A 26890-nucleotide genomic window follows, 5' to 3' on the forward strand; every position below is an offset into this window, starting at 1 on the left:
TGGCATTTTAAGCTACATAATGAGCCTCTGTTTGAATAACTTTCGTTCTTGATTACTCATAATGTGGTCTGCTAACTCTGGAACGAAATGCTGAATTTTCTTGAGGCAGCTCTTCTTAAAGCTAATGATATACATAAACTTTCACGTAGTAGGTTGAATACGTTAGGGAGCTGTAATCAGTATGGAAAGAAAACTTAATTTAGCTAAAAACAAAGCCCTCAAAGCAATGCTTTTGAGGGCTTTGTCGTAACAATTTAGCTTAATTATTTATGGTTTGTAACAGCACTTGTTGCTAACTCAACTTCAGGATTGTGTGTAAACATTCTTAATAACATATAACCTAAAATTGCTGATACGGCTGAACCTAATAAAATACCTAAACGAGCTAATGCAGTAACAGTTTCTCCTGCCTCACTTGCATCAAATGCAAGGCTTGCAAGGAACATAGACATCGTAAAACCAATACCACACAGCACAGAGATTGCAAAAATCTGTTTAAAGTTAACGCCCGGCGGTAAACTTGCTAAACGTAGCATTACGGCTAAATAACTAAATCCAAATACACCTAGAGCTTTACCTATAATTAAACCAAGTGCAATACCTAATGGTAATGGAGAAGTTAATTGTTCAATACCCATACCGACTAACGATACACCTGCATTGGCGAATGCAAAAATAGGTAAGATCATATATGAACACCAGGGGGCCAGGATATGTTCTAATTCCTCGGCTGGTCGCTCACCATTTTTGCCTTTAAGTGGCATACAGAATCCAATAATGACACCAGCTAAGGTGGCATGAACTCCTGATTTTAATACGGCTGTCCAAAGCACAATCCCAACAACTAAATAAGCGCAAAGTGAAGTCACTTTAAAGCGGTTAAGTAAAACTAATACTACAATCGCAGCCGTTGCTAGGTAAAGTGCCTGCATACTAATGTCTTGTGAATAGAAAAGTGCGATTACAATAATTGCACCTAAGTCATCAATAATTGCAAGTGCAAGTAAGAACACCTTTAATGCAAGAGGTACACGTGTGCCGAGCAAGGCAACAATCCCAACTGCAAAGGCAATATCAGTTGCCATTGGAATAGCCCAACCAGAGTGATATTCTGGATAATCTTTATTGAGCATCCAATAAATTAATGCTGGTACTACCATTCCACCAACTGCGGCCATTGCAGGAAAAGAAGCGTTTCTGACACTTGAAAGTGAGCCTTCAAATAGCTCTTTCTTTACTTCTAAACCCACTAAGGTAAAGAAAACAGCCATAAGTCCATCGTTGATCCACAACAATATTGGTTTACTTAAGCCAAATGTACCAAATTGAATACTAAAGTTTGTTTGTAAAAAATCGAAATATGACTCACTCCATGGGGAGTTAGCCAACAAAATTGCAGCAAATGCAAAAATCAGAAGTAGAATTCCACCTGATGCTTCTGATTTTAAAAGTAGTAGTAATCTTCCCACCTAAATTCTCCTATTTATCATCATTTATTTATGACTATGGCTTTTTAATACAATTTCTTTTTACCAAAGATTTTCCGAAGATCAAATAAAAAATTTGATAAACTAGATCTAACTCTCGTTTTATTAGGCTGTATGCTTATAAATTAATCTAAAATGTTGTTTTTTTGTTATATTAAAAGAATAAACTCCTACTCTACAAGCGGTTATTTTTATGGAAAAATTTACACCTCAAACAACTCATATTGAAATTGTTTTTATCCATCGGCAAGAAAAACTTCCCCATCATTTTAACTACTCTCCAGCGCCTGATAATTTATCTGAAAAGCAAATGCAAAAATGGCAGAGTCGCCGAGCCGCTCATTTTTTACTGACAGAATTGTTAAAAAAATATGACTTGGATTTGAGATTATTAGAGAGCATTCAACATACTGCAAGCGGCAGACCTTTTGTCAATTCAGAGCAGATTGATTTTAATATCAGTCATTCGGGCGATTGGATAGCGGTCATTTTTTCGCATTTTTTTGCAAAATTGGCAGTAGGCATTGATATTGAACATCCTCAGAAAGAAAGGCGTTATGCAGATCTTATTCGCCACTATGCAAATGTTGAGGAACAAGCGATGTTATTAGATGAACATTGCCCGTTGCTGAATAACCTTTCGCAACGTTTTTATCTAAGCTGGTGCTTGCGAGAGGCAATTTTAAAATCGCAAGGCGTGGGGATTGTGAAATTGTCGGAGGTAAGGCATCTTCCGCTTGAAAAACAGATTTTTTCTGCTCACTGCCCGAAAGGTAAATTGCATTTTGTCAGTGAATTGCCATTCTATTTAAGCTACTTCTATCAGCAACCGGAAAATATGCTATTATCTGAGCCTTTGTTATACCATTGGCACAATGGGCTGTTCCAGCCCGTTGAATGCCAGTCGCTTGTTTATGATGTTAATTAAGGACAATGAATGCCTAAAAAATCTTTAGAAGAACACCACTCCACGTTTGGCAAAATGGCGTCAGAAATTTTTCAATGGGTGCTGAATGCCTCTTTACTTGTTGCCGGCATTTTGCTCTCTTATTCCCTTTTTGCGGAGGCCTATTCTCTGTATGAGTTATTACTGGGTAACAGCGAGAAATTCCAAGTGGTTGAACATATTGTGATTTTCTTTCTCTATTTTGAGTTTCTCGCCTTAATTGTGAAATATTTTAAATCGAACTACCATTTTCCGTTGCGATATTTTCTGTATATCGGCATTACCGCAATGGTGAGATTGATTATTGTCGATCACTCAAATGCAATGCATACGCTACTTTTCTCACTTTCCATTTTAGTAATGATTATTGCATTGTATCTTGTACATAGCGATCGTTTACAAAGAAGCTAGGGGGCAGAATGAATCAATATCAATATGAAGATTTGCAGATTGTAAACAAAGAGACCGTTTACAAAGGGCATTTTGAACTCCAAAAAATCACTTTCCGCCACAAGCTCTTTTCCGGTGAAATGAGCGGCGATGTGGTGCGTGAATTACTAATTAAAGGCGAAGCAGCCGCACTTATTGCTTATGATCCCAAACTGGATAATGTAGTGCTGGTTGAGCAAGTGCGTATTGGGGCTTATGACTCTTCCCAGAAAAAATCGCCTTGGTTATTAGAATTAGTCGCTGGTATGGTTGATAAAGGCAATGAAGAACCTGCTGAAGTCGCTATTCGAGAAGCAAAAGAAGAAGCAGGCTTAGAAGTAAGCGAAGTACAACACGCCCTTAGCGTATGGGACAGCCCCGGCGGACAGCTTGAGCGTTTACACTTATTCCTCGGCTTGATTGATAGCAGTAAAGTCCAATCAGGCGAAGTTCACGGTTTATTAGAAGAAAACGAAGATATTTTAGTCCACGTTGTCAGTCGTGAGCAGGCTTATCAATGGGTTGAAGAAGGTAAAATTGATAATGTAATTGCGGTAATTGGATTACAATGGTTACAGTTAAATTATACTAAATACGAAGATTAACAAAAGAGTAGGGTGGACTTTGTGTCCACCTTTGTTTTATCTATACCTTGTGTTGGTATTATTCGCAATTCTTTTTGGAGTGAAAAGACCAAATTGAGAAACAAAAATAGCCAGAAATTTTAGCATAAATGATCACTATTTATGATGAATAACTCCGTTTTAGAGTGAGTTGAAAAATAAATCCTTCCCTCAAAATTGGTAGAAAATTAATTTAAATCAACGTTTGTTATGATAGGTCAAATAGCGCATTCTTTACAAGAAATTACATTTAAATAGAATACTTGAGTACTTTTATAAGATAAAATATTCATCATTAAATTGTTTACTTGCCTTAATAGAAAAAATAAATATTTATATTAGCAAGTTGAGATGTTTTAGGCGGAGATTATATAAAGATCATCTTTATATAATCTTCTTTTTTTATCTATTTATTATTAGGAATTATATGAATAAGATTTTTAAGGTTATTTGGAATCATGCAACACAAAGTTGGGTTGCAGTATCTGAATTGCAAAAGGCGAAGGGAAAAGTTAAATCTAGCTATTCAAATCGTATAGTTTTAACTTCGTTAGTGAGTAGTTCAGCGTTACTTTTAGCTGTAACAGATGCAGTAGCAGCGGTTGCTATTAGTCAGATAACATCAAATTCAGGAACTTATAATGCTGCATATGCTGCACAATATGATGCTATTGCGGTTGGTGTTGGAGCTCAATCTACAGGGCATTCTACTATTGCGATTGGTACTGGAGCTAATGCTACTCATAGAACAAATTTAACCGATCTTGAAGGGAATTATATAGTGAATAGTAATGGTGTAGAAACAGGTAATATTCTGGTTCCATCTATTGCTATTGGTATGGATGCTGTTGCAAGTTCATCCAATGCTATTGCTCTTGGTACATTAACTAAAGCAACAGGTAACCGCGCAACTGCCTTTGGTGCTGGTGCAGAGGCTAATGGTAACCGCTCAACAGTTATGGGGTGGAGCTCAATGGCAAATGGTACGCGTTCGTTTGCAATGGGTTCGGGTTCAAGAGCAAATGCTGATTATTCAGGTGCAATGGGGGATAAGTCTGCGGCGAATGGTACAAGTTCATTAGCACTTGGTGCAAGTGCGGCAACTACTGTAGCAGCAGTAAGTTCTTTAGCTATTGGTAATAATGCTAATGCTTCAAATACAAAAGCTGCAGCTATTGGTTTTAATAGTAGAGCTTCTGGTGAACAAGCCATCTCTTTTGGTGTTGAGGCAGTATCTTCTAATCAATCTTCAGTTGCAATCGGTGAGAGTACGAAAGCAAGCGGTGTAAATTCTTACGCATTAGGTACAAGAGCAAATGCCACAGCCTTAGCAAGTTATGCAATTGGTGAGGCTGCAACGGCAAATAATAGTAAAGCGATCGCAATTGGTAGTGCTTCTGTTTCTTCAGGTGATAAGTCTATTGCAATTGGTGATGCTGCTCAAGCTACTAATACGCATTCTTTTGCGATGGGAGGGCAATCTGTATCTACAGGTTTGAATGCAGTTGCACTTGGCTCAAATACTAATTCTAGCGGTAACTATGCGGTTGCAATTGGTAATGCAGCTAAATCTTCGGGAGCACAAAGCTTTGCAGCAGGTACTGAGGCAAATGCATCGGCAAATTATTCCTCGGCAGTAGGCCCTCAAGCGAACGCAAGTGCAGCAAATTCTTTTGCAGGTGGTTATTTAGCAAGTGCGAGTGCAGATAATGCGGTAGCATTAGGTAAATCAGCAAATGCAACTAAAGCTAGTACAGTGGCAATTGGTAATGAAGCCAGCGTATCTGAAGTAAATTCAGTTGCTATAGGCTATAAAGCAAACTCTACGGCTCAAAATGCAGCTTCTTTAGGTCGTGAAGCAAATAGCACAGCAAATTATGCATTGGCATTAGGTGCTAACAGCCAAGCAACACTTGAGCGTTCTGTTGCAATAGGGTCTTACTCTACAGTATCCGCGGCAGTACCAACTAATACTGCGACAGTAGGTGGTATTACGTATAGTGGTTTTGCTGGTAATAATCCTGCAGCTGGGGATATTGTATCTGTCGGCAGTAATGATCGTAAGCGTCAAATCCAAAATGTAGCAGCAGGTCAAATTTCTGCAACTTCAACAGACGCTATTAACGGTTCACAGCTTTATATGGCAATGAATGCAACAGCTAACCTAGCTAATTCAACCAAAAATATTTTAGGTAGTAACGCAACGCTCAATCCGAACGGTAGTATTACATTCACTAATATTGGTGATACGAATAAAAATACTGTGCATGAAGCAATTAAAGCGGTGAAAACGGAGGTAGTAGCTGGTTCTAATGTAAATGTAACTAGTTCTACTGGTACAAATGGTCAGCCAATTTATACAGTAAATGCGTATAATACAACGGCGAGTTCGGTTTCCCCAAATTACATAACGGTGACAGGTAAAGCAGCAACCGCAGCCAATACAACTAACTATGAAATTGGCTTAACACAAGATGCAATCACGAAATTTACGAAAGATACCCAAGCTACCGTTATTTCTAAAGATGGTACAGTAAAAGTAGATAATACTGGCAGAAATGAAAATGGCACGGTTATTTATGATCTTTCTGTCAATATTCCTGCGCAAGCAAGCCAAATTCAATATTTCTCTGTGAATTCAACTGTACCTGAGAATCAAGTTAATGATGGCGCGAAGAGCAGAAACTCAATTGCTATCGGCCCGAATGCCACTGCAACAGGTGGTGAGCAGGCAGCAATAGCATTAGGTACAAACTCAAATGCAAATGGTAACGGAGCGTTATCTTTAGGTGTGGCTACTGTTTCAAACGGTATTCAAGCTACGGCAGTTGGTCATTTAGCAAATGCAACGGCTAATGGTACAACTGCACTTGGTCGCCAAACAAACGCGACAGCAGGTGATGCTACAGCGGTAGGTTCTAATGCTAATGCAACGGCTGAAAAAGCCTCTGCCTTTGGTGTTGCAGCAAATGCGAGTGCAAATGCCTCTTTAGCCGTAGGTGCAAATTCAATTGCCTCAGCACAATCAGCAGTGGCTGTTGGTACACGTGCTAATGCAACAGCTCAATTTGCTACAGCATTAGGTATGGGGGCTCAAGCTACTCTGAATAGTTCTGTTGCTTTGGGTAGCGAATCAGTAGTGAGCGCAGCAAGACCAACTGAAAATGCAACGGTAGGGGGTATTACTTATAATGGCTTTGCCGGGGTAAATAAAGATACTAACTATGTTGTTTCTGTAGGCTCTGCAGGTAAAGAGCGTCAAATCCAAAATGTGGCAGCGGGTCAGATTTCTGCTACATCAACCGATGCGATTAATGGTTCACAACTTTATATGGCAATGAATGCAACCAGTAACCTTGCCAATTCAACTGCAAATAATTTTGGTGGCGGTTCTGTTGTGAACCCGGATGGCTCTGTAACTCAGCCTCAATACAATGTAACAAATGCAGATAAAACCCAATATGGCAATACAGCAACAAATGTTGGCGATGCAATTACGAACTTAAATAACTATGTAAACCAAGGTTTCAATATTAAAGATAATGCGGGTGAAACCAAAGGCACAGTGACCCCAAATGAATCTGTACAATTTGTGAACGGCAAAGGTACAGTTTCAAATGTTACACAAGAAGCTGATGGCGTAACTAAAGTAACCTTTGATGTGGATACCGGTTCTATCACAGTTGATAACACAACAGGTGCAGTCACTACCCCTACAGATGAAAATAAAGTTGCAACAACTAAAACAGTTGCTGATGCAATTAAAAATTCAGGCTTTACGGCAACATCTAGTCAAAGCGCAGGCGAAGTATCAGGTACTTCAGCTGAGTTGGTTAACCCTGGCGATACAGTAACTTTTGATGCAGGTAAAAACATCAAGATTACTCAAGCGGGTAGTAACTTTACTTTCGCAACTAAAGATACGGTTGAATTTGATAAAGTAACAACCAAAACGTTAGAGATCCCAACGGACACAGCAAATAAACCAATTACCATCACTAAAGATGGCATTAACACAGCCGGTAAGCAAATCAAAGATGTAGCGGACGGCGTAGATGGTAAAGATGCGGTAAATGTTGATCAGTTAAAAGCGGCAAAATGGACACTTCAAACGTCACAAGATAATGTCGCTGCGGATAAAGTAGGCGATATCAATGCAGATGATAAAGTGACCATTGATGGTAAAGGTGTAATTAAAGTCACTAATACCAAAGAAGCGAATAATGAAAGTAAAGTCCATATCGCACTTGAAACTCAAGCGATTAAAGTAGAAAACGGGCAGGCAACGACTGATGGCAACTCAAAAACGGGTGATACAGTAAATACAGCACCAAATACCAATGCTATTGCAACGGTGGGTGATGTAATTAATGCTGTGAATAATGTGAGTTGGTCTATCTATCAAGGTGCCGATAAAGTTAATGATGTGAAAGCGGGTAACGAAGTTCACTTTGTTGATAGTGACCAATTCACTGCATCGGCTACAAAAGATGGCGATACTAAAACCAATGTGACATTTACTGCAAAAACCGTTTCATTAACTGATGCGGATAATAACGGTAAGGTTGATGCTCCACAAACTGAAGCGGATAAGAAGAAATTAGTTAATGCAGGAGATATTGCTAATGCAATTAACAATTCAGGCTTTAAAGCAAAAGCGAATGGTGATGATGGGGAATTAATCAACCCAGGTGATGAAGTTAACTTTAAAGATGGTGAAAATATTAAAGTTACTCGTGATGGTAGCAATTTTACTATTGCTACGGCAAAAGACGTGACATTTAATAATGTGACATCTAACACGATTAGTGTACCAACGGGTACAGCGCCTAATGATAAACCAATTACTATTACTAAAGATGGCATCGATGTTGCAGGTAAACCAATCACTAATGTGGCAAGCAACCTACCTGTAACAAACAGTACAGGTGATGCAACTAATACTGTTTCACAGGCTAAACCAAATAATGTAAATGACGTTAAAAACAATGCTGCAACGGTTGATGATGTATTAAATGCAGGTTGGAATTTACAAGAAAATGGTGATGCGAAAGACTTTGTTAAAACCTACGATACTGTGAATTTTGTTGATGGTAAAGGCACGAAAGCGAATGTAACAATGAACTCTGGTAATAGTGTAGCTAATGTTACATTTAATATTGATGCTGGAACTGTTATTGTAGATGACAAAGGTAAGGTAACTACACCTGCAGAAGAAGATAAAGTAGCAACTACAAAAACAGTTGCTGAAGCAATTCAAAAAGCAGGTTGGAATGCGAAATCTGGTGGCAACAAAGCAGATGGCGATCAAGACGCAGCAGAGTTGATTAATCCGGGTGAAGAAGTGATTTTTGCAGCAGGTGATAACTTGATAGTTAAGCGTGTAGGCAATCAATTTACCTTTGCAACAGCCAAAGATGTGCAATTTGATAGCGTAACATTTGGTGACAATGGTCCGAAAATCACGAACCAAGATGGCAATCTCAATATTGCAGGTAATGATGGTAATCCAACCAAGATTACAGGTGTGAAAGCAGGTGAAGCAGATACTGATGCAGTAAATGTAAGTCAGTTAAACCAAAAAACAGCGGCAGCTAAAACAGAAGTTAGAGGTTCTGGCTTAGCAACTGTTGGTGCGCCTGAAACAGGCGATAGTGGCCAAACAATTTATACGGTAGATGTTGCTAAGGCAGAAGCTCCTACAGTAACGCGTGGTAATGTGTCTGTTGCTGAAGGTGATAAGAACAAAGTGATGACTGCAGGTGATGTAGCTGATGCGATTAATAATTCTGAGAAAACGTCATCTGTGGTAGCGGGTTCTAAAGCGGTCACAGTAAAAGCTGGTCAGGAAGACGACAAAGGTAATACTGAATATACCGTAGATGTTGCAACGGATAAATCTATCAGTCGTGATGATGCGGGTAATATGACGGTCAATACTGATAATGTAACGATCGTGAAAGATCCGACAACAGGTGAAGTGAAAGCAAATACCACAACATTAAATAATACCCCTGAAGGTAAAGTTACTGATCCTACAGGTGACGATGCTAAGAAATTAGTGACGGCAGGTGATATCGCTAATGCAATCAACAACTCGGGCTTTAATGTAACAGCAGGTGACGGTGTTGATGGTGGTGAAACCAATGGCAAGAAAATACAGCTGATCAAGCCAAGTGAAACAATTACCTTTGATGCGGGTAAAAATATGACACTTACCCAGGCCGACGGTAAATTCACTTACACAACGAAAGATAATGTTGCATTCAACAGCATTGATATGAGTAATGGTAAGCCGGATACGACAGGCTCAATCACGAATCTGAAGAGTGGTGTGGACGGCACATTTGCAGATAAAGCAGCACCAACAGATGCAGAGCGTAAAGCGATTTCGGATAAGATTAACAACGCAACAGGTGATACGTTGAATAATGCTGTGAATGTGGGTGATGTACAATCAGCAATGAAAGCAGCAACTACTAAAGTAGATGGTACTGAAGGTGTAGAAGTCAGCTCAAAAACTAACGATGACGGCTCAACGACTTATACTGTGAAAGCGAAAACAGATGGCACAACTATTAAGCTAAACGATAAGGGTGAAATTACTGCAAATACCAGCGAGTTAACAAATAACCCTGATGGTAAAGTGGTAGAGCCTGCAGCACCAAACGCATTAGTAACAGCTAAAACTGTTGCCGATGCAATTAACAATGCTGGTTTCAACATTCAAGCGAATGGAGATAAAGCAAGCTTGGTGAAAACAGGTGATACGGTTCAGTTCTTAGATGGTAAAAACATCGAGATTACCCGTGATGGTAATAACATCACTGTTGCAACAGCAAAAGATGTGAACTTCAATAGCGTACAATTCGGGAATGAAGGTCCTAAGATTACTAACAATGGTGGTAATATCAATGTTGGTGATAAAGACGGTAATGCAGTCAAAGTGACTAATGTAGCAAATGGCGACGTAAATGCAGATAGTAAAGATGCAGTAAATGGTAGCCAGCTTTACACTTTCGCTATGGCATCTCGTGAGGAGGTTAAGTCAGATGATAAATCAGTCACGATTAATACCACAAAAAATACTGATGGTGCAAATGTGTTCGACCTGTCAGTGAATACTGACGATGTAACGATTGTAAAAGATCCGACAACCGGTGCAATTAAGGCTAATACTACGGCATTAAATGATGTGGGTAATGACGGAAAAATTGATGAGCCAACAGCTGATAATGCTAAGAAATTAGTAACAGCAGGTGATATTGTTAATGCGATCAACAGCTCAGGTTTTATGCTGAAAACTTCGGCTGTAGAAGGTGGAGAAAAGCTATCAGGTGATAATGAACTGATTAACCCTGGAAAAGCAGTTGAAATGATCGCAGGTAAAAATTTGACCGTGAAGCAAGAAGCCGATGGTAAAGTAACTTATGCGACTAAGGATGATGTTAAGTTTGACAGTGTGACTTCTAACAGTGTAACTGTACCAACAGATGAGGCAAACCCTGCAAATAACCCGATTACTATCAATAAAGACGGTATTGATGCAGGTAATAAAGCGATTAGCAATGTAGCGTCTAACCTGGCACCGGTTACACCGATGAATGAAAAACAACCATCAGATAACAGCCCGGAAAACTTAGCTAACAAGCTAAATAATGCGGCAACAGTGGCAGATGTGCTGAATGCTGGCTGGAACTTACAAGGTAACAGTAAAGCAGTGGATACGGTGACACACAATGACACGGTAGACTTTGTAGATGGTAAAGGTACAAAAGTAACTGTAGAGAATAAGGACGGCAAAAACACGATTAAAGTGGACAGCCCGATTGAGTTTGTTAACCAAGATCCTGCTGATAGCTCAACCCCAAGCAGTACAGCTAAATTTACCGGTGAAGCACCAGTGCAATTAGGCAATGTGGCAAGTGGTGTTCGTAAGCCTGATGGCACAACACCAGAAGGCAAAGAGCGTGCAGAAGCTCTTAACAATGCATCTGGTGATACAGTAAACAATGCGGTAAACGTAGGTGACTTACAAGCAGCGACAAAAGCAGCGACTACCAAAGTGGACGGTAATCAAGGTGTTGTTATTACACCTACCACCAATGGTGATGGTTCAACGACGTATACAGTAGCAGCGAAGACTGACGGTACTACTATTAAAGTAAATAATGAAGGTAACATCACCGCAAATACCAGCGAGTTAGGTAACAATGCAGACGGTACGGTGAAAGCACCAACTCAACCAAATGCGTTAGTGACTGCTCAAACTGTTGCAGATGCAGTGAATAATGCAGGCTTTAATATTAAATCTGCAGGTAATAAGGCTAATGGTGACCAAGCTGCGACTAAGCTAGTGAAAACGGGCGAAGAAGTTGTGTTTGAAGCAGGTGATAACCTAACTGTTAAACGTGATGGTAATCAATTTACTTTTGCGACAGCAAAAGATGTGAGCTTCAACAGCGTACAGTTCAGCGAGAATGGTCCGAAAATCACTAATGATGGTGATAACATCAAAGTCGGTGATAAAGACGGTAAACCAACTAAGATCACTAATGTAGCAGATGGCGATATCAGCCCGGTAAGCACAGATGTTATCAACGGTAAACAGCTGAACAACTATGCGAAAGTGAATGGTAATAACATTGGTACTGATGAAGATGGTTCTATCAATATCGTAAATGGTAATGGTACAACTATTACCAGTGATAAGGCTGGTGAGGTGAAAGTGAACGTAAACAGCACAGATTTAACTGTTGCTGATAACGGCACAATCAATGTTCAAGATCCTAACGGTACCGGTTCACACTTTGTGAATGCAACAACAGTAGCAAATGCCGTAAACAACGTAAGCTGGAACGTAGATTCTAAAGCAGTTGGTACAGGTGTGGTTGAAGGGGATAAAGCCCCTGCGAAAGTAAAAGCAGGTAGTACAGTGAGCATAAATGCAGGTAATAACATCAAAGTGACACGTAAAGGTTCTGATGTAACTGTAGCCGTTTCAGATACCCCTGAATTTACTAGCGTTAAGACCGGTGATACATTGGTGAACAATAATGGCGTAACCATTAATAATGGCTCTGCAGGAAAAGCGGTAAGCTTAACGAAAGATGGCTTAAATAATGGCGGTAACCGTATTACTAATGTTAAAGCAGGTGAGGCAGATACCGATGCAGTGAATGTAGGTCAGTTAAAAGGTGTGGCAAATCAGTTGAACAATAAGATCAACCGTAATAGCCGTGAGGCCCGTGCAGGTATTGCCGGCTCAAATGCAGCGGCATCTTTACCACAGGTTTATATTCCAGGTAAATCTATGGTAGCTGCAGCAGGTGGTACATTTAAGGGTGAAAACGCCCTTGCAGTAGGTTATTCACGTTCCAGTGATAATGGTAAGCTTATCTTGAAATTGCAAGGTAATGCGAATAGCCGTGGTGACTTTGGTGGCGGTGTTGGTGTAGGTTACCAATGGTAATTTAGTGCTCACTAAACTAAAATGAATAAAATCCCCTTCTTTAGAAGGGGATTTTTATATATATTACAAGCGGTCAAATTTTAATGAATTTTTACAATTTGCAAAAAATTGTAAAAATTTAACCGCTTATCAGGAGAAAATAATGAAAAAAGAAGAAATCCAACAAATGCAGGATCGCTATAACCAATGGATAGCATTATTACCTGAATTAGAAAAAAGCGTTGAAGAATGGAAACAAGCAGCAGAACTGCTGGCTCCACTGCAGCAATTCTATTTCTCGGAGCAATGGCAAGAGTTAAATGAACATTTTGACGGTGAGTTAGACTCCCAAGGCAATTACAGTGTGTTATCAGAAGATGCGTTATGGAATGCCTTTCACGAGCAGCATCAGCTGGCGTTAGAATGGTTAAAATTATCGACTGCTTGGATTACTAAAGCACAAGATTAAACTGAAAGGCGGACAAATTGTCCGCCTTACATGTTTTTATTTTAATAAATATTCACGTAATGTCGCAAAATCTGCCGCCATTTCATCAGAGAGCAACGGCAATTTGTTGTGTTTATCTAATGCTTCCGGCAGTGGCAGTTCGATCTCTAAAATGCGTTCTACCGATTCTTTGAATTTCGCTGGGTGAGCGGTGCAGAGGAAAATACCGGTTTCACCTGCTTGCAGTTGGTCTTTCAACGCTTGGTAAGCAATGGCTCCGTGCGGTTCGCACAAATAGCCTTCCGCATATTGTGCTTTTAATGCTGCTTCGGTTTCTTCATCATTTAATGCGGCTGAGCCTAAGTCTGATAAGCTCCAGCCGTTGCGTTTGAATAACTCTTCCACACGAGGCCAGTTATTTGGACAGCTTACGTCCATTGCATTTGACAGGGTTGCAACCGTTGCATTTGGTTCCCATTTGCCTGATTGTAAATAGCGTGGAACGGTATCATTAGCATTGGTTGAAGCGATAAAACGTTTAATCGGTAAACCTAAGGTTTTGGCAATTAAGCCTGCGGTTAAGTTACCAAAGTTACCGCTTGGTACAGAAACAACTACGTCTGAACGTTTCTCTTTTGGTAGTTGTGCCACAGCTTCAAAGTAGTAGCAGATTTGAGCCAGTAAACGGCTGATATTAATTGAGTTTGCGGAATTTAAGCCGATAGCTTGGCGAAGTTCTGCATCATCAAAGGCTTGTTTAACTAAGGCTTGGCAAGCATCAAAATCAGACTCAATCGCCACAGTGCGGATATTACCGCCTAAAGTACAGAATAATTTTTCTTGTAATGGGCTGATTTTACCTTTCGGATACAAAATCACTACATTAATATTTTCTAAACCGTAAAATGCGTGAGCAACCGCAGCCCCTGTGTCGCCCGAAGTCGCAGTAAGAATAGTGATTTTGCCATCACCACGCACGTTCGCAAGAGCTTGAGCCATAAAACGACCACCAAAGTCTTTGAACGCTAAAGTTGGACCGTGAAATAATTCTAACGCATAAACATCATCATTGACTTTCGCAAGTGGTGCTGGGAAAGTAAACGCATTTTTTACCATTACATTTAACGTTTCTTGCGGCAATTCTTCGCCGATTAACGCAGAAAGAATTTTTTGGCTACGTTCAACTAAAGGTAAATCTAATAATTCATCAATATTATCTAATTTAGGTAAGACTTCGGGGAAAAATAATCCTTGATTTTTGCCTAATCCCTGGCGGACTGCTTGGGCAAAACTCACTTGTTCTTCTGGGTGCTTGATGTTGTATAAGTTCATTTAGAAATATCCTTTAATTTTTTGAAAGAAATTGAATTGATTTTAGCTATAAGCGATGATTAGTCAATGCAAAACCGAAAAATAAGCGGTATGATTTCATAAAAATTTTGCAAAGGAGATAGAAATGAAAACGACAACTCGAATGATCGCAAAACAAAAACAGATCGCCTTGGTAGCTCACGACAGCTGTAAGCAGGATTTGATCCGTTGGACGAAAGCCCACCAAACGCAACTTTCTCCACATCAACTTTACGCCACTGGCACAACAGGACATTTGCTTGCTAGAGAAACCGGGCTTGAAATAACGGCATTAATGAGCGGACCAATGGGCGGTGACCAGCAATTAGGCGGACTGATTGCAGAAAAGAAAATTGATATGCTGATTTTCTTTTGGGATCCAATGAATGCTGCTCCGCACGATCCTGATGTGAAAGCCCTGATGCGAATTGCAACGGTGTGGAATATTCCTGTGGCTATTAATGAAACTTCAGCTAATTTCTTATTAAACGCTGATTTATTTAATCAAGAGGTTGAAGCGATTGTGCCGGATTACGATGGTTATTTGGCGGAGCGTTTAGGGTAACATTTGATATTAATTACAAGCGGTCATTTTTACTCGCTACGCTCGCTCCTTCGGAGCCGTTGGCAAAGCCAACGTTCAAACGCAAGCGTTTGTTAGTAAAAATTTACAAATAAAAATATGAATAAGTTTTTAAAAAAACTGCAAAATAGTTGGCTCTCGGAAAGTGTGATTAAAACCTTGCCGATGTTTATTTCGCTCAATATTGCCGCAGTAAGCATTTGGCAGCTTGGTATTTCGCATTTTGCGATGCCGCTGATGTTAGGCATTATCGCAGGTGGTTTGGTTGATTTAGATAATAGTCTTATCGGTCGAGCAAAAAACCTGATCATCAGCCTAGTAGCATTTTCACTTTCCTCCATTGGGGCAAGTCTCTCTTTATATTTAGGCTGGCTGTTCGTGCCGGTGCTGATGGTCTGTACTTTTCTTCTAGTAATGCTTGGTGCAGTAGGGCAGCGTTACAGTACTATCGCCTTCGGCACGCTGATTGTGGCTATCTATAACAGCTTAACTTATACCCCCGAAGTACTGTGGTATAACAATGTCGTGATGATTCTACTTGGTACATTGTTATATGGATTAGTTGGGATTGTAGTCTATCTAGTTTTCCCGAATAGAACAGTGCAAGCAAACTTGGCTTCTGCCTATTTCGCCTTAAGCCACTATTTGCTGGCAAAATCCGCCTATTTTGACCCTGATGATGACGATTTAAACGCAAAACAACTGGCACTTGCCAAAGCGAACAGTGAAGTAATGGCGGCATTTGATAAAACACGAGTATCATTATTTTATCGTTTAAGACGACAGCACAAACAGCAACGTACGCAACGAATGTTACGCTACTATTTTACGGCTCAAGATATTTTAGAACGGGCGAGTTCTAGTCATTATCAGTATCACGAACTGTTCCAGCAATTAAGTAATAGCGATTTAATGTTTCGCTTCCAGCGAGTAATGGAACTTCAAGCGGTTGCGTGTCAAAAAATTGCAGTGGCATTACGCCATCGAGAAAGATATGAACACAGTGAGCGTGGTGGGAATGCATTGCAAGGGTTACTCAACTCGTTGGTTTATCATCAAGAAAGAGGGTTAAAAAGCACTTACCGATGGGAATCGGTTGCTGAGAATTTAGCCAATATTGAACGCCAATTAGCTCAAATCGAACAAGGGGCAAGTCGTTCAGAGCATATTGAGCCACTTAGTAAAAATTTCACAAAATCTAACCGCTTGATAGCCGAAAATATTACGGGTTTAGGCAATATTATCCAAGCAATTAAAGGGCATTTAACTTTTGAATCACAGCTATTTCGCCACGCCGTTCGCCTTTCGATTGTGGTGTTTTTATGTAGTGCAATAGTACCGCTTTTAGGCTTTGACAATAAAGGTTATTGGATTTTACTGACTGCGGTTTTTGTTTGTCAGCCCAATTATACCGCAACTAAAACCCGCTTAATTCACCGTGTGGTCGGCACGATTTTCGGCGTAATCGTTGGCGGAATGTTTGAACTGTTTAATGTAACGCTCAGTCTTGAGGCTCAGCTTGGTATTATTGTACTAGCGGGCTCACTTTATACTTTTTTCCGCTTGGTACATTACGGTTTTTCTACCTTCTATATTACCCTACTTGTGATGATGAGTCTTGATATTGCAGGTGTGAGTGTTGAAAGTGGAGTATTAGCACGGTTGTTAGACACATTATTAGGTACAGCCATTGCGTGGTTAGCCGTCACCTTTTTATGGCCGGACTGGAAATATCTCAATTTGCAAAGCAACTTACATAATAGTCTAAAAGCCAGTGGAAATTATTTACGGCACATTATTACTCAACTCCAATTTGGTTATAATGAGCAATTACCTTATCGCATAGCCCGCCGTAATGTGCACAATCACTTATCTGCACTCAGCAATACGATTACTAATATGTATAGCGAACCACAGAAATATGCGAATGATTTAGCCTTTGCTCCGAAATTGTTAGGTATCGGCTATACCCTGCTTGGTTATATTTCAACCTTAGGGGCTTACCGCATCGCCAGCCGTGAAATTAATCGACAAGTTGATTTTTCCGCAATATTTTTTTCACACGGGCGAGAAGTCGCGAATATTATCGATAAAATTGCGGATGACAGTCGTTCATTTGCAAAATTATCGGAAAAATTGACCGCTATCGATCAAGATCTTGCTCAATTTGAACAAGAACATCAGCAAAAACAAGATGAATTAGCTTTAGTTCTAATTCAGCAATTGAGGCTGATCACCCAATTATTGCCGCAGTTGCAGAGTTTGTTGAAAATGGAAAAATTAAGTGGAGTGGAAAAAGTAGATTGAGGAAATTCCCTCTCCCGCAAGGGGAGTATACATAAAATAGATTAATTGTGCTTTGTTTTCTTATTATCATAATGAATCTTCCACAACATTCTGGCATCTAAATTGGCGGAAGCAAACATAGTTAAGAAAACCGCTGCTCCAAAATAGAAAGCAGCTTCGCCTACTGAAAAGCTGAGAATTTGTCCGCGTTCAAGTAGCGACATCATCAGTGAAAGTACAAATAAATCAAGCATTGACCAACGTCCAACGAAGTGAACGTAGTGCAGTAGCTTCATCTGTATGTGGATGGGGTGCTTCCATTTGTAGTGAATAGCAAGTAATAGGTAAAAAATAATCGTAATTTTACTGACAGGCACGGCAATACTTGCAATAAATACGATAGCAGCAACCGTGTAGCTACCCATTTCTATAAACAAAATCACCCCAGACATTAATGAATCTGCGGAAACTTTTCCTGCCATTTCAGTAATTGAAATAGGGAAAATATTGGCGGGGAGCATCATTATTGTTCCGGCAATTAAACACGCCCAGACGCGCTGAATTTTAATATTATCGGCAACTGATAAATTGCTCTCGCAACGAGGGCAGCGTTGTTGCCCCTTCAGATCTAAAATCGTTTCATCAAAACAGTATTCACAAGTCGGACAGAGCGTTGGGTGGCTTGCGTGATCGAAAGGTAGCGAGTGATATTCAGGGTAAAATCGCTCCCACGCCTGTTTGGGCTCGATTTTTATAAATAGCAATGTATTGAGTACAGCAACGAGTACAAATGCAATTAAATTAATATTAAATTCTAAATCGGCATAATCTCGAATTTTAAATGCTGCAACGGCGAGAGCAACCAGATAAACATCAAGCATTACCCACTCTTTAATTTTAGTGAGGAATATTAGTGTGTAACGTGGGCGTTGGTGGATCATTCGCTGGATATGAATAGTTAAAATCAGCAAAACAAAGGAGACAGGCATAATGACTGCACATACGAGAACCATAAATGCTGTGTAAGGATAGCCTGTAGTTGCCATTTTCCAAATACCATCCCATACGGTTGCATTAATTTTCACACCAAGTAAATCAATGCTGAGTAGCGGAAAGCCAAGTGCGAAGGGGAGCAAAATTAAAATGGCTAATGCTAAAAATGCACTACGGCGTAAGCTCCAAGTATTGCCCTTTCGTATAACATTATTGCAAACAGGACAGAGGAAGTCTCCTTTTTCGTTCAAAGGAATTCGCACATTTTGCCCACATTCAAGGCAAGTTTGTAGAATGATATTTTTTATCTTCATTTGTTTGTCTTCTATTAATTTAAGTGGTTATTTTCTACTTTATAACAGAGATTGCAAGCGGTTAAATTTATTCGGTTTTTTGCAAACTACATTTAATTGCAATTTACGCAATATGAGATATTAATATTTTCAATTTACGCAATAATGCTTCGGTGTATAATCAAATTAAATATCATTCATTGACTCACTATAAGGATCAAACAATGGCTAACTATTTCAACACATTAAATTTACGTCAAAAATTAGACCAATTAGGTCGTTGCCGCTTTATGGATCGTAACGAATTTGCAGATGGCTGCAACTTCTTAAAAGGCAAAAAAGTGGTGATCGTGGGCTGTGGTGCTCAAGGTTTAAACCAAGGTTTAAATATGCGTGACAGCGGTTTAGACATCGCTTACGCATTGCGTGCTGAAGCGATTGCGGAAAAACGTGCTTCGTTCAAACGTGCATCAGAAAACGGTTTCGTAGTAGGTACTTACGAGCAATTAATCCCAGAAGCAGATTTAGTCATCAACTTAACCCCAGACAAACAGCACTCAAAAGTAGTTGCTGATGTCATGCCGTTAATGAAACACGGTGCAGCGTTCGGTTACTCACACGGTTTCAACATTGTGGAAGAAGGCGAGCAAATCCGCCCAGATATCACGGTTGTAATGACCGCTCCGAAATGCCCGGGTACAGAAGTGCGTGAAGAGTACAAACGTGGTTTCGGTGTGCCGACTTTAATCGCAGTTCACCCTGAAAATGACCCGAAAGGCGAAGGTTTAGCGATTGCAAAAGCGTGGGCAAGTGCAACCGGCGGCGACCGTGCAGGCGTGTTAGAGTCTTCATTCGTAGCCGAAGTGAAATCTGACTTAATGGGCGAGCAAACCATCCTTTGCGGTATGTTACAAGCAGGTTCCATCGTGTGCTACGACAAATTAGTGTCAGAGGGTAAAGATCCGGCTTACGCAGGTAAATTAATCCAATTCGGTTGGGAAACTATCACTGAAGCGTTAAAACAAGGTGGTATCACCTTAATGATGGATCGCTTATCGAACAGTGCAAAATTACGTGCATTCGAGCTTTCTGAGCAAATCAAAGCAGAATTAGCGTTCTTATTTGAAAAACATATGGACGACATCATCAGTGGTGAGTTCTCATCAACCATGATGGCAGACTGGGCAAACGGCGATGCGAACCTATTTAAATGGCGTGAAGAAACCGGCAAAACCGCTTTTGAAAATGCACCACAAGCAGACGGCATCAAAATTTCTGAGCAAGAATATTTTGACAACGGCGTGTTAATGGTTGCAATGGTGAAAGCAGGGGTTGAATTAGCGTTTGACACAATGGTTTCAGCAGGTATCTACGAAGAGTCAGCGTACTACGAGTCTCTACACGAATTACCGTTAATTGCGAACACCATCGCTCGTAAACGTTTATACGAAATGAACGTGGTTATTTCAGATACGGCAGAATACGGCAACTACCTATTCTCACACGTTGCAACGCCAATTTTAGCGGAGAAAATTATCCCAACCTTAGAAAAAGGTGATTTAGGCGAACCAACTCCAGCGGTTGAAATCGACAACGTTTACTTACGTGATGTGAACGATGCTATCCGTAACCACCCAATTGAGATTATCGGTCAAGAATTACGTGGTTATATGACAGATATGAAACGTATTTCATCACAAGATTAACAAGCGGTTAAAAAACCAAAACATTTTGCAAAAGTGCGGTAGTGATGCCGCACTTTTTGTTTTATGATTTGTATGATAAATTGTTCAATCATAATTATCCTATTCATACTGAGTAAAAAGCATAGCGAATAAGATTAACGGTGGAGGTGATTAGTGAAAAAATACTTAAAATTTGTGGCAATATTTTCTCTTAGTTTTGTTGCGGCAGTGTATGCTAAGGAAAAATTCCAATGTGAGGGTAAGCGTACTTGTAGTCAAATGGACAGTTGTGAAGAGGCTCGTTTTTACTTAACTCAATGTGGCCTGCAAAGCCTAGACAGAGACAATGATGGCATACCTTGTGAAAGTATTTGTGGAGGTAAGAAAAAAAGGAAATAATTTAATGAAATTACATAGCAAATAAGAACCTGTAAGTTCTCACTTACAGGTTTTATTTTGCAAAAAATAAATGAAAAACGACCGCTTGTAATCACTATTTCGTTAATAAATCTAACGCTTCTTGGTATTTTGCCACGGTTTTTTCAATCACATCGGCAGGCACTTTCGGGGCTGGGGCTTGTTTATTCCAGCCGCTGTTTTCCAGCCAGTCACGCACGAATTGTTTGTCGAATGATGGCGGATTTGTGCCTTCTTGGTAGGTTTCCACCGACCAGAAACGGCTGGAATCCGGTGTTAGCACTTCGTCCATTAAGGTAAGCACGCCATTTTCATCTAAACCGAACTCAAATTTGGTGTCGCAAATAATAATGCCTTTGGTGAGGGCGTATTCCGCTGCTTCGGTGTAGAGTTGAATTGCTGCATCACGCACTTTGGCGGCAAGTTCCACCCCAATTTGGCGTTCGCACTCTTCGTAGCTGATGTTGATGTCGTGATCGCCCACTTCCGCTTTACTGGACGGGGTGAAAATCGGCTGCGGTAATTTGCTGGCTTCTACCAAACCCTCAGGCAATTTCAAGCCGCAAATCGTTCCGGTTTGTTTATAATCTTTCAAGCCTGAACCGGTTAAATAGCCACGTACGATGGATTCGATTTTCACCGGAGTTAAGCGTTTGCACACTACCGCACGGTATTGAATCGCTTCAGCCTCTTCTTTTGGCAACACATCAAATACGCTGTCACCGGAGAAGTGGTTTGGCATAATGTGTGCCAATTTGTTAAACCAGAAATTAGAAATTTGTGTGAGGATTTCGCCTTTGCGTGGAATCGGGTCATCTAAAATCACATCGAACGCAGAAAGACGGTCGGTCGCCACCATTAACATTCGTTTATCATCGATTTCATAAAGATCACGCACTTTGCCTGAATAGATTTTTTTTAAGCTGATTTGCATTTTTAAATTCCTATTTTCAGAGTTGTAAAAAATCAGCGAAATTATACCGCTTTACGCAAACGTTTGCGATAAATTCTTGTTGGTTGAGATTTTTTGCAAAAAAGTGCTTGTCTTTTGTTCGTTTTGGGCGTATCTTCTTCATTACCTCATTTTTGGAGAAACGCACAATGACTGTTATTCGTACTCATCATCACCATCATTTCCCTGAATAATCTTTCGGGCATTTGGTGTGTGCGGAAGATAAACTTCCGAGTACGCATAAACGCAAAATCTAACCCTCTCGGAAGTCTTTCGAGAGGGTTTTTTTACATTCTAAATTCAAAAACAAGAAGGAAACTGCAATGACAACACAACTCCCTAAAGACAGATTACGCATCGCAATGCAGAAAAAAGGTCGCCTGAGCCAAGAATGCAGCGATATTCTCAAACAGTGTGGTGTGAAAATTATTTGGAACGATCAACGCCTGATTGCCTATTCGGAAAATATGCCGATTGAAATTCTGCGTGTGCGTGATGATGATATTCCGGGCTTGGTTTTTGATGGCGTGGTGGATCTCGGTATTCTCGGCGAAAATGTGTTGGAGGAAGAAGAGCTCGGGCGTTTGGCAGCGGGTGAAAAAGTCGAATATAAAAAACTTCGCCAGTTCGATTTTGGCGGCTGCCGTTTGTCGCTGGCGATTGATCGAGATAAAGATTACAGTAGCGTAAAAGATTTAGAAAATGCCGTGATTGCCACCTCTTACCCGAATTTGCTCAAGCGTTATATGAAAGAGCAAGGCGTACCCTTTAAAAGCATTTTGCTGACAGGCTCGGTGGAAGTTGCTCCAGCCGCCGGCATTGCGACCGCCATTTGCGATTTAGTTTCCTCCGGTGCTACGCTTGAGGCGAACGGTTTGAAAGAGGTGGAAGTAATTTACCGCTCAACCGCTTGCTTAATTCAACGCCAAGAGCCGCTTTCAGCGGAAAAACAAGCCCTTGTGGATAAGTTACTCGCCCGCATTCAAGGCATTCAACAAGCCAGCGAATCAAAATACATTATGCTCCACGCTCCAAAAGACAAATTAGCCCAAATCACCGCATTATTGCCGGGGGTGGAAAACCCGACCATTCTCCCACTTGCCAACGACCAAACCCGGGTGGCAATGCACGTGGTAAGCCAAGAAAACCTGTTCTGGGAAACAATGGAACAGCTCAAAGAAATGGGGGCAAGTTCGGTGTTGGTTCTCCCAATTGAGAAGATGCTTGCATAAAATCGTAGGGGCGAATTGCAATTTGCCCCTACAAGGAAGATAACAATATAAACCCTACATAGGAATACCACAATGCAAACCCTAATTTGGAACACCCTAACTGAACAAGAAAAACAAACCTATCTCGCACGCCCGGCTCAAGTGATTGGCGAGAGCGTGAAAGCGGCGGTTGATGAAATTAAAACGAATGTGCTGACTAACGGCGATAAAGCCTTGTTCGAGTTTGGCGAGAAATTCGATAAAGTGAAATTAGACAGCCTTGTCATTTCCAAAGCTCAAATTGAGCAAGCGGAAAGCCGTATTTCGCCGGAGCTGAAAAAAGCGATTCAAAATGCGAAAGCGAATATTGAAACCTTCCACAAGGCTCAACAAAATCAAGAAGTGGATATTGAAACCCAGCCCGGCGTGCGTTGCCAAGTGGTGACTCGCCCGATTAATGCGGTGGGGCTTTATATTCCGGGCGGTTCTGCACCACTGTTTTCAACGGTGTTAATGCTTGCTGTGCCGGCAAAAATCGCTGGTTGTAAGAAAATTGTGCTTTGCTCGCCGCCGCCGATTGCAGATGAAATTCTCTACACCGCCAATTTGTGCGGCGTGGAAACCATCTATGCGGTGGGTGGAGCTCAGGCGATTATCGCAATGGCGAACGGCACGGAAACGGTGCAGAAAGTGGATAAAATCTTCGGACCGGGTAATGCTTTTGTGACGGAAGCGAAGCGTCAAGTGGTGCAATCCGGCACTGCGATTGATATGCCGGCAGGCCCAAGCGAAGTGTTGGTGATTGCCGATGGCAGTGCCGATCCGGCTTTTGTGGCGAGCGATTTGCTCTCTCAAGCGGAACATGGGGCGGATTCGCAGGTGATTTTAGTTACTCCGAGCGAAACTTTAGCCAAAGCGGTGGATGCCGAGCTGGAAAAACAGGTAGCGGTGCTGCCTCGTGGCGAAACGGCACGCAAAGCCCTCTCCCATAGTCGCACCTTTATTGCCGAAAATCTGCAACAAGCGGTCGAAATTAGCAATCAATATGCACCCGAGCATTTGATTGTGCAGACGGAAAACGCCCGTGCATTGTTGGCAGATTTGGATAACGCAGGCTCAATTTTCTTGGGGGCGTACTCACCGGAAAGTATGGGCGATTACGCCAGCGGCACCAACCACGTTCTGCCGACTTACGGTTACACCAAAACCTGCTCCAGCCTAGGCTTGGCGGATTTCAGCAAGCGAATGACGGTGCAAGAACTGACATTAGTAGGGTTTAATGCTCTTGCCTCATCAGTAATGGCGATGGCAGAAGCAGAGCAGCTGGATGCTCATAAGCAGGCGGTGGCAATTAGATTAGCCAAATTAGATACCTAGTACGATCCGTGCTAGGCTGAATAATCCCACAGGCTTTTATAGAATGTAAGGAAAAGAATATGATAATCACACAACTCTCCAGAAAAAACATTCAGGCTTTGACCCCATACCAATCCGCCCGTCGATTGGGCGGCAGTGGCGATGTGTGGCTGAATGCCAATGAATATGCAGTTTCACCAAGCTTTGATTTAACCGACCGCACTTTTAACCGCTACCCCGAGCCACAGCCGCAGGCAGTGATAGAAGGCTACGCCCGTTACGCCGGCGTTCAGCCCGAAAACGTGCTGGTTTCCCGTGGCGGTGATGAGAGCATTGAGCTGATTATTCGTGCTTTTTGCGAGCCGAGCGACAGCATTCTTTATTTTCCGCCGACCTACGGAATGTACGCAGTGAGTGCCGATACTTGCGGCATTGCGACCAAAACCGTGCCACTGACCGCCGATTTTCAGCTTGATTTACCACAAATCCAAGCCAATTTGGATGGTGTGAAAGTGGTGTTCGTGTGCAGCCCAAACAACCCGACAGGCAACCTAATCAAGCGGTCGGATTTGCTCGAACTTTTGCAAATGACCGAAGGCAAAGCGATTGTGGTAGTGGATGAAGCCTATATTGAGTTTTGCCCAGAGGCGAGCTTGGTTAATGAGCTAAAAAACTTCCCGCATTTGGCGATTATCCGTACCCTTTCCAAAGCCTTTGCCTTGGCTGGCTTGCGTTGTGGTTTTACTCTTGCAAATGCGGAACTGATTGGCGTGCTACAAAAAGTTATTGCCCCCTATCCGCTACCTGTACCAGTGTCCGACATCGCCGCCCAAGCCCTTTCCCAAAAAGGCATTGAGCAAATGCGTGAGCGAGTGGCGGAAGTGATTACTTTGCGTGCTGAATTGCAAAAAAATCTCGAAAATTTACCGCTTGTAGAAAAAGTTTTTGAGAGCGAGGCAAACTATCTGCTATTCAAATGCCAAGACGGGCAGAAAGTGTTTAAAGTTCTTTGGGAACAGGGGATTATTTTGCGGGATCAGCACAAGGCACTTGGACTGGCGGATTGTATCAGGATTACGGTGGGGACTGCCGAAGAAAATCAAAGAGTGATTGACGCAATTCGTCAATTGTAATACTTAGGACGAGCTGTCCTAGGCTAAAAAGCTCAGCCGCTTTGCGGCTGATGGCACAGATATATAGAGCCACAAAGTGGCTCAGATTAAGTAGCCCCACACGGCTCATGTGGGGAAAATATAGGAGAACAAAATGCAACCAACTTTATTCATCGACCGTGACGGCACGTTAATTGACGAGCCGAAAACTGATTTCCAAATCGACAGTTTGGAAAAACTCAAATTCGAGAAGAACGTAATTCCCGCCCTGCTCAAACTCAAAAGCAAATACCGTTTTGTGATGGTGTCGAACCAAGACGGCTTAGGCACGAGTTCGTTTCCGCAGGAAGATTTCGACAAGCCGCACAACGCAATGATGGCATTATTCAACTCGCAAGGCATTGAATTTGATGATGTGTTGATTTGTCCGCACAAGCCCGAAGACGGCTGCGACTGCCGTAAACCGCACACCAAATTGCTGCAAAAATACATCGACCGCCAACTGTTTGACCCTGCCAACAGCTTTGTGATTGGCGACCGTGCGACCGATGTGCAACTGGCGGAGAACTTGGGTATTCGTGCTCTTCAATATCACCCTGAAAAGCTGAATTGGGATTTAATCACCGAAAAACTGCTGAATGAGCCCGTAACCAACATCGGCGACCGCACGCCACGTTATGCGATCGTTGAGCGTAAAACCAAAGAAACAGATATCAAAGTGCAAGTCTGGCTGGACGAAACAGGGGCGAACGAAATCAGCACAGGCGTGGGCTTTTTCGACCATATGCTCGACCAAATCGCTACCCACGGCGGTTTCCGTATGAACATCACCACCAAAGGCGATTTATGGATTGACGAACACCATACCGTCGAAGACACCGCCCTCGCCCTCGGCACTGCCCTCAAACAAGCGATTGGCGACAAACGCGGCATCGCCCGTTTCGGCTTTGTGTTGCCGATGGACGAATGTAAAGCGGAATGTACAATGGATTTATCAGGTCGCCCATTCATCAAGTTCAAAGCTGATTTCAAACGTGACAACGTGGGCGATTTCAGCACTGAATTGACCGAACACTTCTTCCAATCCATCGCTTTCACCCTACTCGCCACCCTGCACATCAAAGCCAAGGGCGACAACGACCACCACAAAATCGAAAGCTTGTTTAAAGTGTTTGGACGCACGCTTAGACAGTGTATTCGTATTGAAGGGAATGAGTTGCCGAGCAGTAAGGGTGTTTTATAATCACCGTAGGGGCGGGTTTTAACCT

Annotated in this window: 17 protein-coding genes and 1 other annotated feature; of the genes, 13 read left to right on the forward strand and 4 right to left on the reverse strand. The window is 41.6% G+C overall.

Translation table 11 applies throughout. The features are described 5' to 3' along the window. Positions 1-263: 263 nt before the first annotated feature. Positions 264-1469 (reverse strand): Na+/H+ antiporter NhaA, encoded by a 1206-nt coding sequence (nhaA, locus tag A6B40_RS07690; protein WP_025216532.1) that lies wholly within the window; start codon positions 1467-1469, stop codon positions 264-266. A gap of 211 nt (positions 1470-1680) precedes the next feature. Here nhaA and A6B40_RS07695 point away from each other — a divergent pair, with 211 nt between their 5' ends. From A6B40_RS07695 to A6B40_RS07735, 5 genes are all read left to right on the forward strand, one after another. After that, complete coding sequence (locus A6B40_RS07695; protein WP_176672038.1) at positions 1681-2415, forward strand: 4'-phosphopantetheinyl transferase family protein; 735 nt, start codon at positions 1681-1683, stop codon at positions 2413-2415. Positions 2416-2424: 9 nt separating this feature from the next. After that, positions 2425-2844 carry a phosphate-starvation-inducible protein PsiE gene (gene psiE / locus A6B40_RS07700; protein WP_176672039.1) on the forward strand — a complete coding sequence of 140 codons (420 nt, stop codon included), beginning with the start codon at positions 2425-2427 and terminating at the stop codon, positions 2842-2844. A gap of 8 nt (positions 2845-2852) precedes the next feature. Continuing rightward, positions 2853-3467, forward strand: coding sequence for an ADP-ribose diphosphatase (gene nudF, locus A6B40_RS07705; protein WP_025343071.1), 615 nt, complete (start codon positions 2853-2855; stop codon positions 3465-3467). A gap of 445 nt (positions 3468-3912) precedes the next feature. Then, positions 3913-12957: a YadA-like family protein gene (locus tag A6B40_RS10160; protein ID WP_236966862.1), complete on the forward strand. Its 9045-nt coding sequence runs from the start codon at positions 3913-3915 to the stop codon at positions 12955-12957. A gap of 142 nt (positions 12958-13099) precedes the next feature. Further along, a complete protein-coding gene (locus A6B40_RS07735) occupies positions 13100-13405 on the forward strand; it encodes a DUF4298 domain-containing protein (protein WP_176672040.1) in 306 nt (101 codons plus the stop codon). 36 nt (positions 13406-13441) lie between these two features. Here A6B40_RS07735 and thrC read toward each other — a convergent pair whose 3' ends face one another. Further along, positions 13442-14716 carry a threonine synthase gene (thrC, locus tag A6B40_RS07740; RefSeq protein ID WP_176672042.1) on the reverse strand — a complete coding sequence of 425 codons (1275 nt, stop codon included), beginning with the start codon at positions 14714-14716 and terminating at the stop codon, positions 13442-13444. A 124-nt stretch (positions 14717-14840) separates the two neighbouring features. On the opposite strand from thrC, the gene mgsA reads away from it, so the two are divergent. Both mgsA and yccS read left to right on the forward strand, forming a co-directional pair. Next, positions 14841-15299, forward strand: a complete 459-nt coding sequence (gene mgsA, locus A6B40_RS07745; protein ID WP_176672043.1) for a methylglyoxal synthase — start codon at positions 14841-14843, stop codon at positions 15297-15299. Positions 15300-15416: 117 nt separating this feature from the next. Continuing rightward, entirely contained in the window at positions 15417-17624 is a 2208-nt protein-coding gene (gene yccS, locus A6B40_RS07750; protein WP_176672044.1) for a YccS family putative transporter, read from the forward strand. A gap of 41 nt (positions 17625-17665) precedes the next feature. On the opposite strand, the gene A6B40_RS07755 is transcribed toward yccS, so the two are convergent. Next, complete coding sequence (locus A6B40_RS07755) at positions 17666-18910, reverse strand: paraquat-inducible protein A (RefSeq protein ID WP_112110441.1); 1245 nt, start codon at positions 18908-18910, stop codon at positions 17666-17668. A gap of 203 nt (positions 18911-19113) precedes the next feature. Between A6B40_RS07755 and ilvC the strand changes: the two genes are divergently transcribed. Then, the gene (gene ilvC, locus A6B40_RS07760; protein WP_025216541.1) at positions 19114-20595 is read left to right on the forward strand and encodes a ketol-acid reductoisomerase; all 1482 of its coding nucleotides are present in this window, start codon (positions 19114-19116) and stop codon (positions 20593-20595) included. Between the two features lie 153 nt (positions 20596-20748). Beyond that, positions 20749-20973 (forward strand): excalibur calcium-binding domain-containing protein, encoded by a 225-nt coding sequence (locus tag A6B40_RS07765; RefSeq protein WP_112110443.1) that lies wholly within the window; start codon positions 20749-20751, stop codon positions 20971-20973. 94 nt (positions 20974-21067) lie between these two features. Here A6B40_RS07765 and A6B40_RS07770 read toward each other — a convergent pair whose 3' ends face one another. Further along, positions 21068-21925, reverse strand: a complete 858-nt coding sequence (locus A6B40_RS07770) for a phosphoribosylaminoimidazolesuccinocarboxamide synthase (RefSeq protein WP_176672046.1) — start codon at positions 21923-21925, stop codon at positions 21068-21070. Between the two features lie 187 nt (positions 21926-22112). Further along, positions 22113-22234 (forward strand) — a sequence feature (His leader region). A gap of 32 nt (positions 22235-22266) precedes the next feature. Here A6B40_RS07770 and hisG point away from each other — a divergent pair. The 4 genes from hisG to hisB all read left to right on the forward strand — a co-directional run bounded on the left by hisG (position 22267) and on the right by hisB (position 26865). Continuing rightward, the gene (gene hisG, locus A6B40_RS07775; RefSeq protein WP_025216544.1) at positions 22267-23175 is read left to right on the forward strand and encodes an ATP phosphoribosyltransferase; all 909 of its coding nucleotides are present in this window, start codon (positions 22267-22269) and stop codon (positions 23173-23175) included. Between the two features lie 72 nt (positions 23176-23247). Further along, on the forward strand, positions 23248-24531 hold the full coding sequence (gene hisD, locus A6B40_RS07780; RefSeq protein ID WP_176672048.1) for a histidinol dehydrogenase: 1284 nt from the start codon (positions 23248-23250) through the stop codon (positions 24529-24531). 59 nt (positions 24532-24590) lie between these two features. Continuing rightward, the gene (hisC, locus tag A6B40_RS07785; protein WP_176672049.1) at positions 24591-25643 is read left to right on the forward strand and encodes a histidinol-phosphate transaminase; all 1053 of its coding nucleotides are present in this window, start codon (positions 24591-24593) and stop codon (positions 25641-25643) included. Between the two features lie 133 nt (positions 25644-25776). Further along, on the forward strand, positions 25777-26865 hold the full coding sequence (hisB, locus tag A6B40_RS07790) for a bifunctional histidinol-phosphatase/imidazoleglycerol-phosphate dehydratase HisB (protein ID WP_176672050.1): 1089 nt from the start codon (positions 25777-25779) through the stop codon (positions 26863-26865). Positions 26866-26890: the final 25 nt, after the last annotated feature.

It is taken from the genome of Mannheimia varigena (assembly GCF_013377235.1).
Taxonomy (GTDB): domain Bacteria; phylum Pseudomonadota; class Gammaproteobacteria; order Enterobacterales; family Pasteurellaceae; genus Mannheimia; species Mannheimia varigena.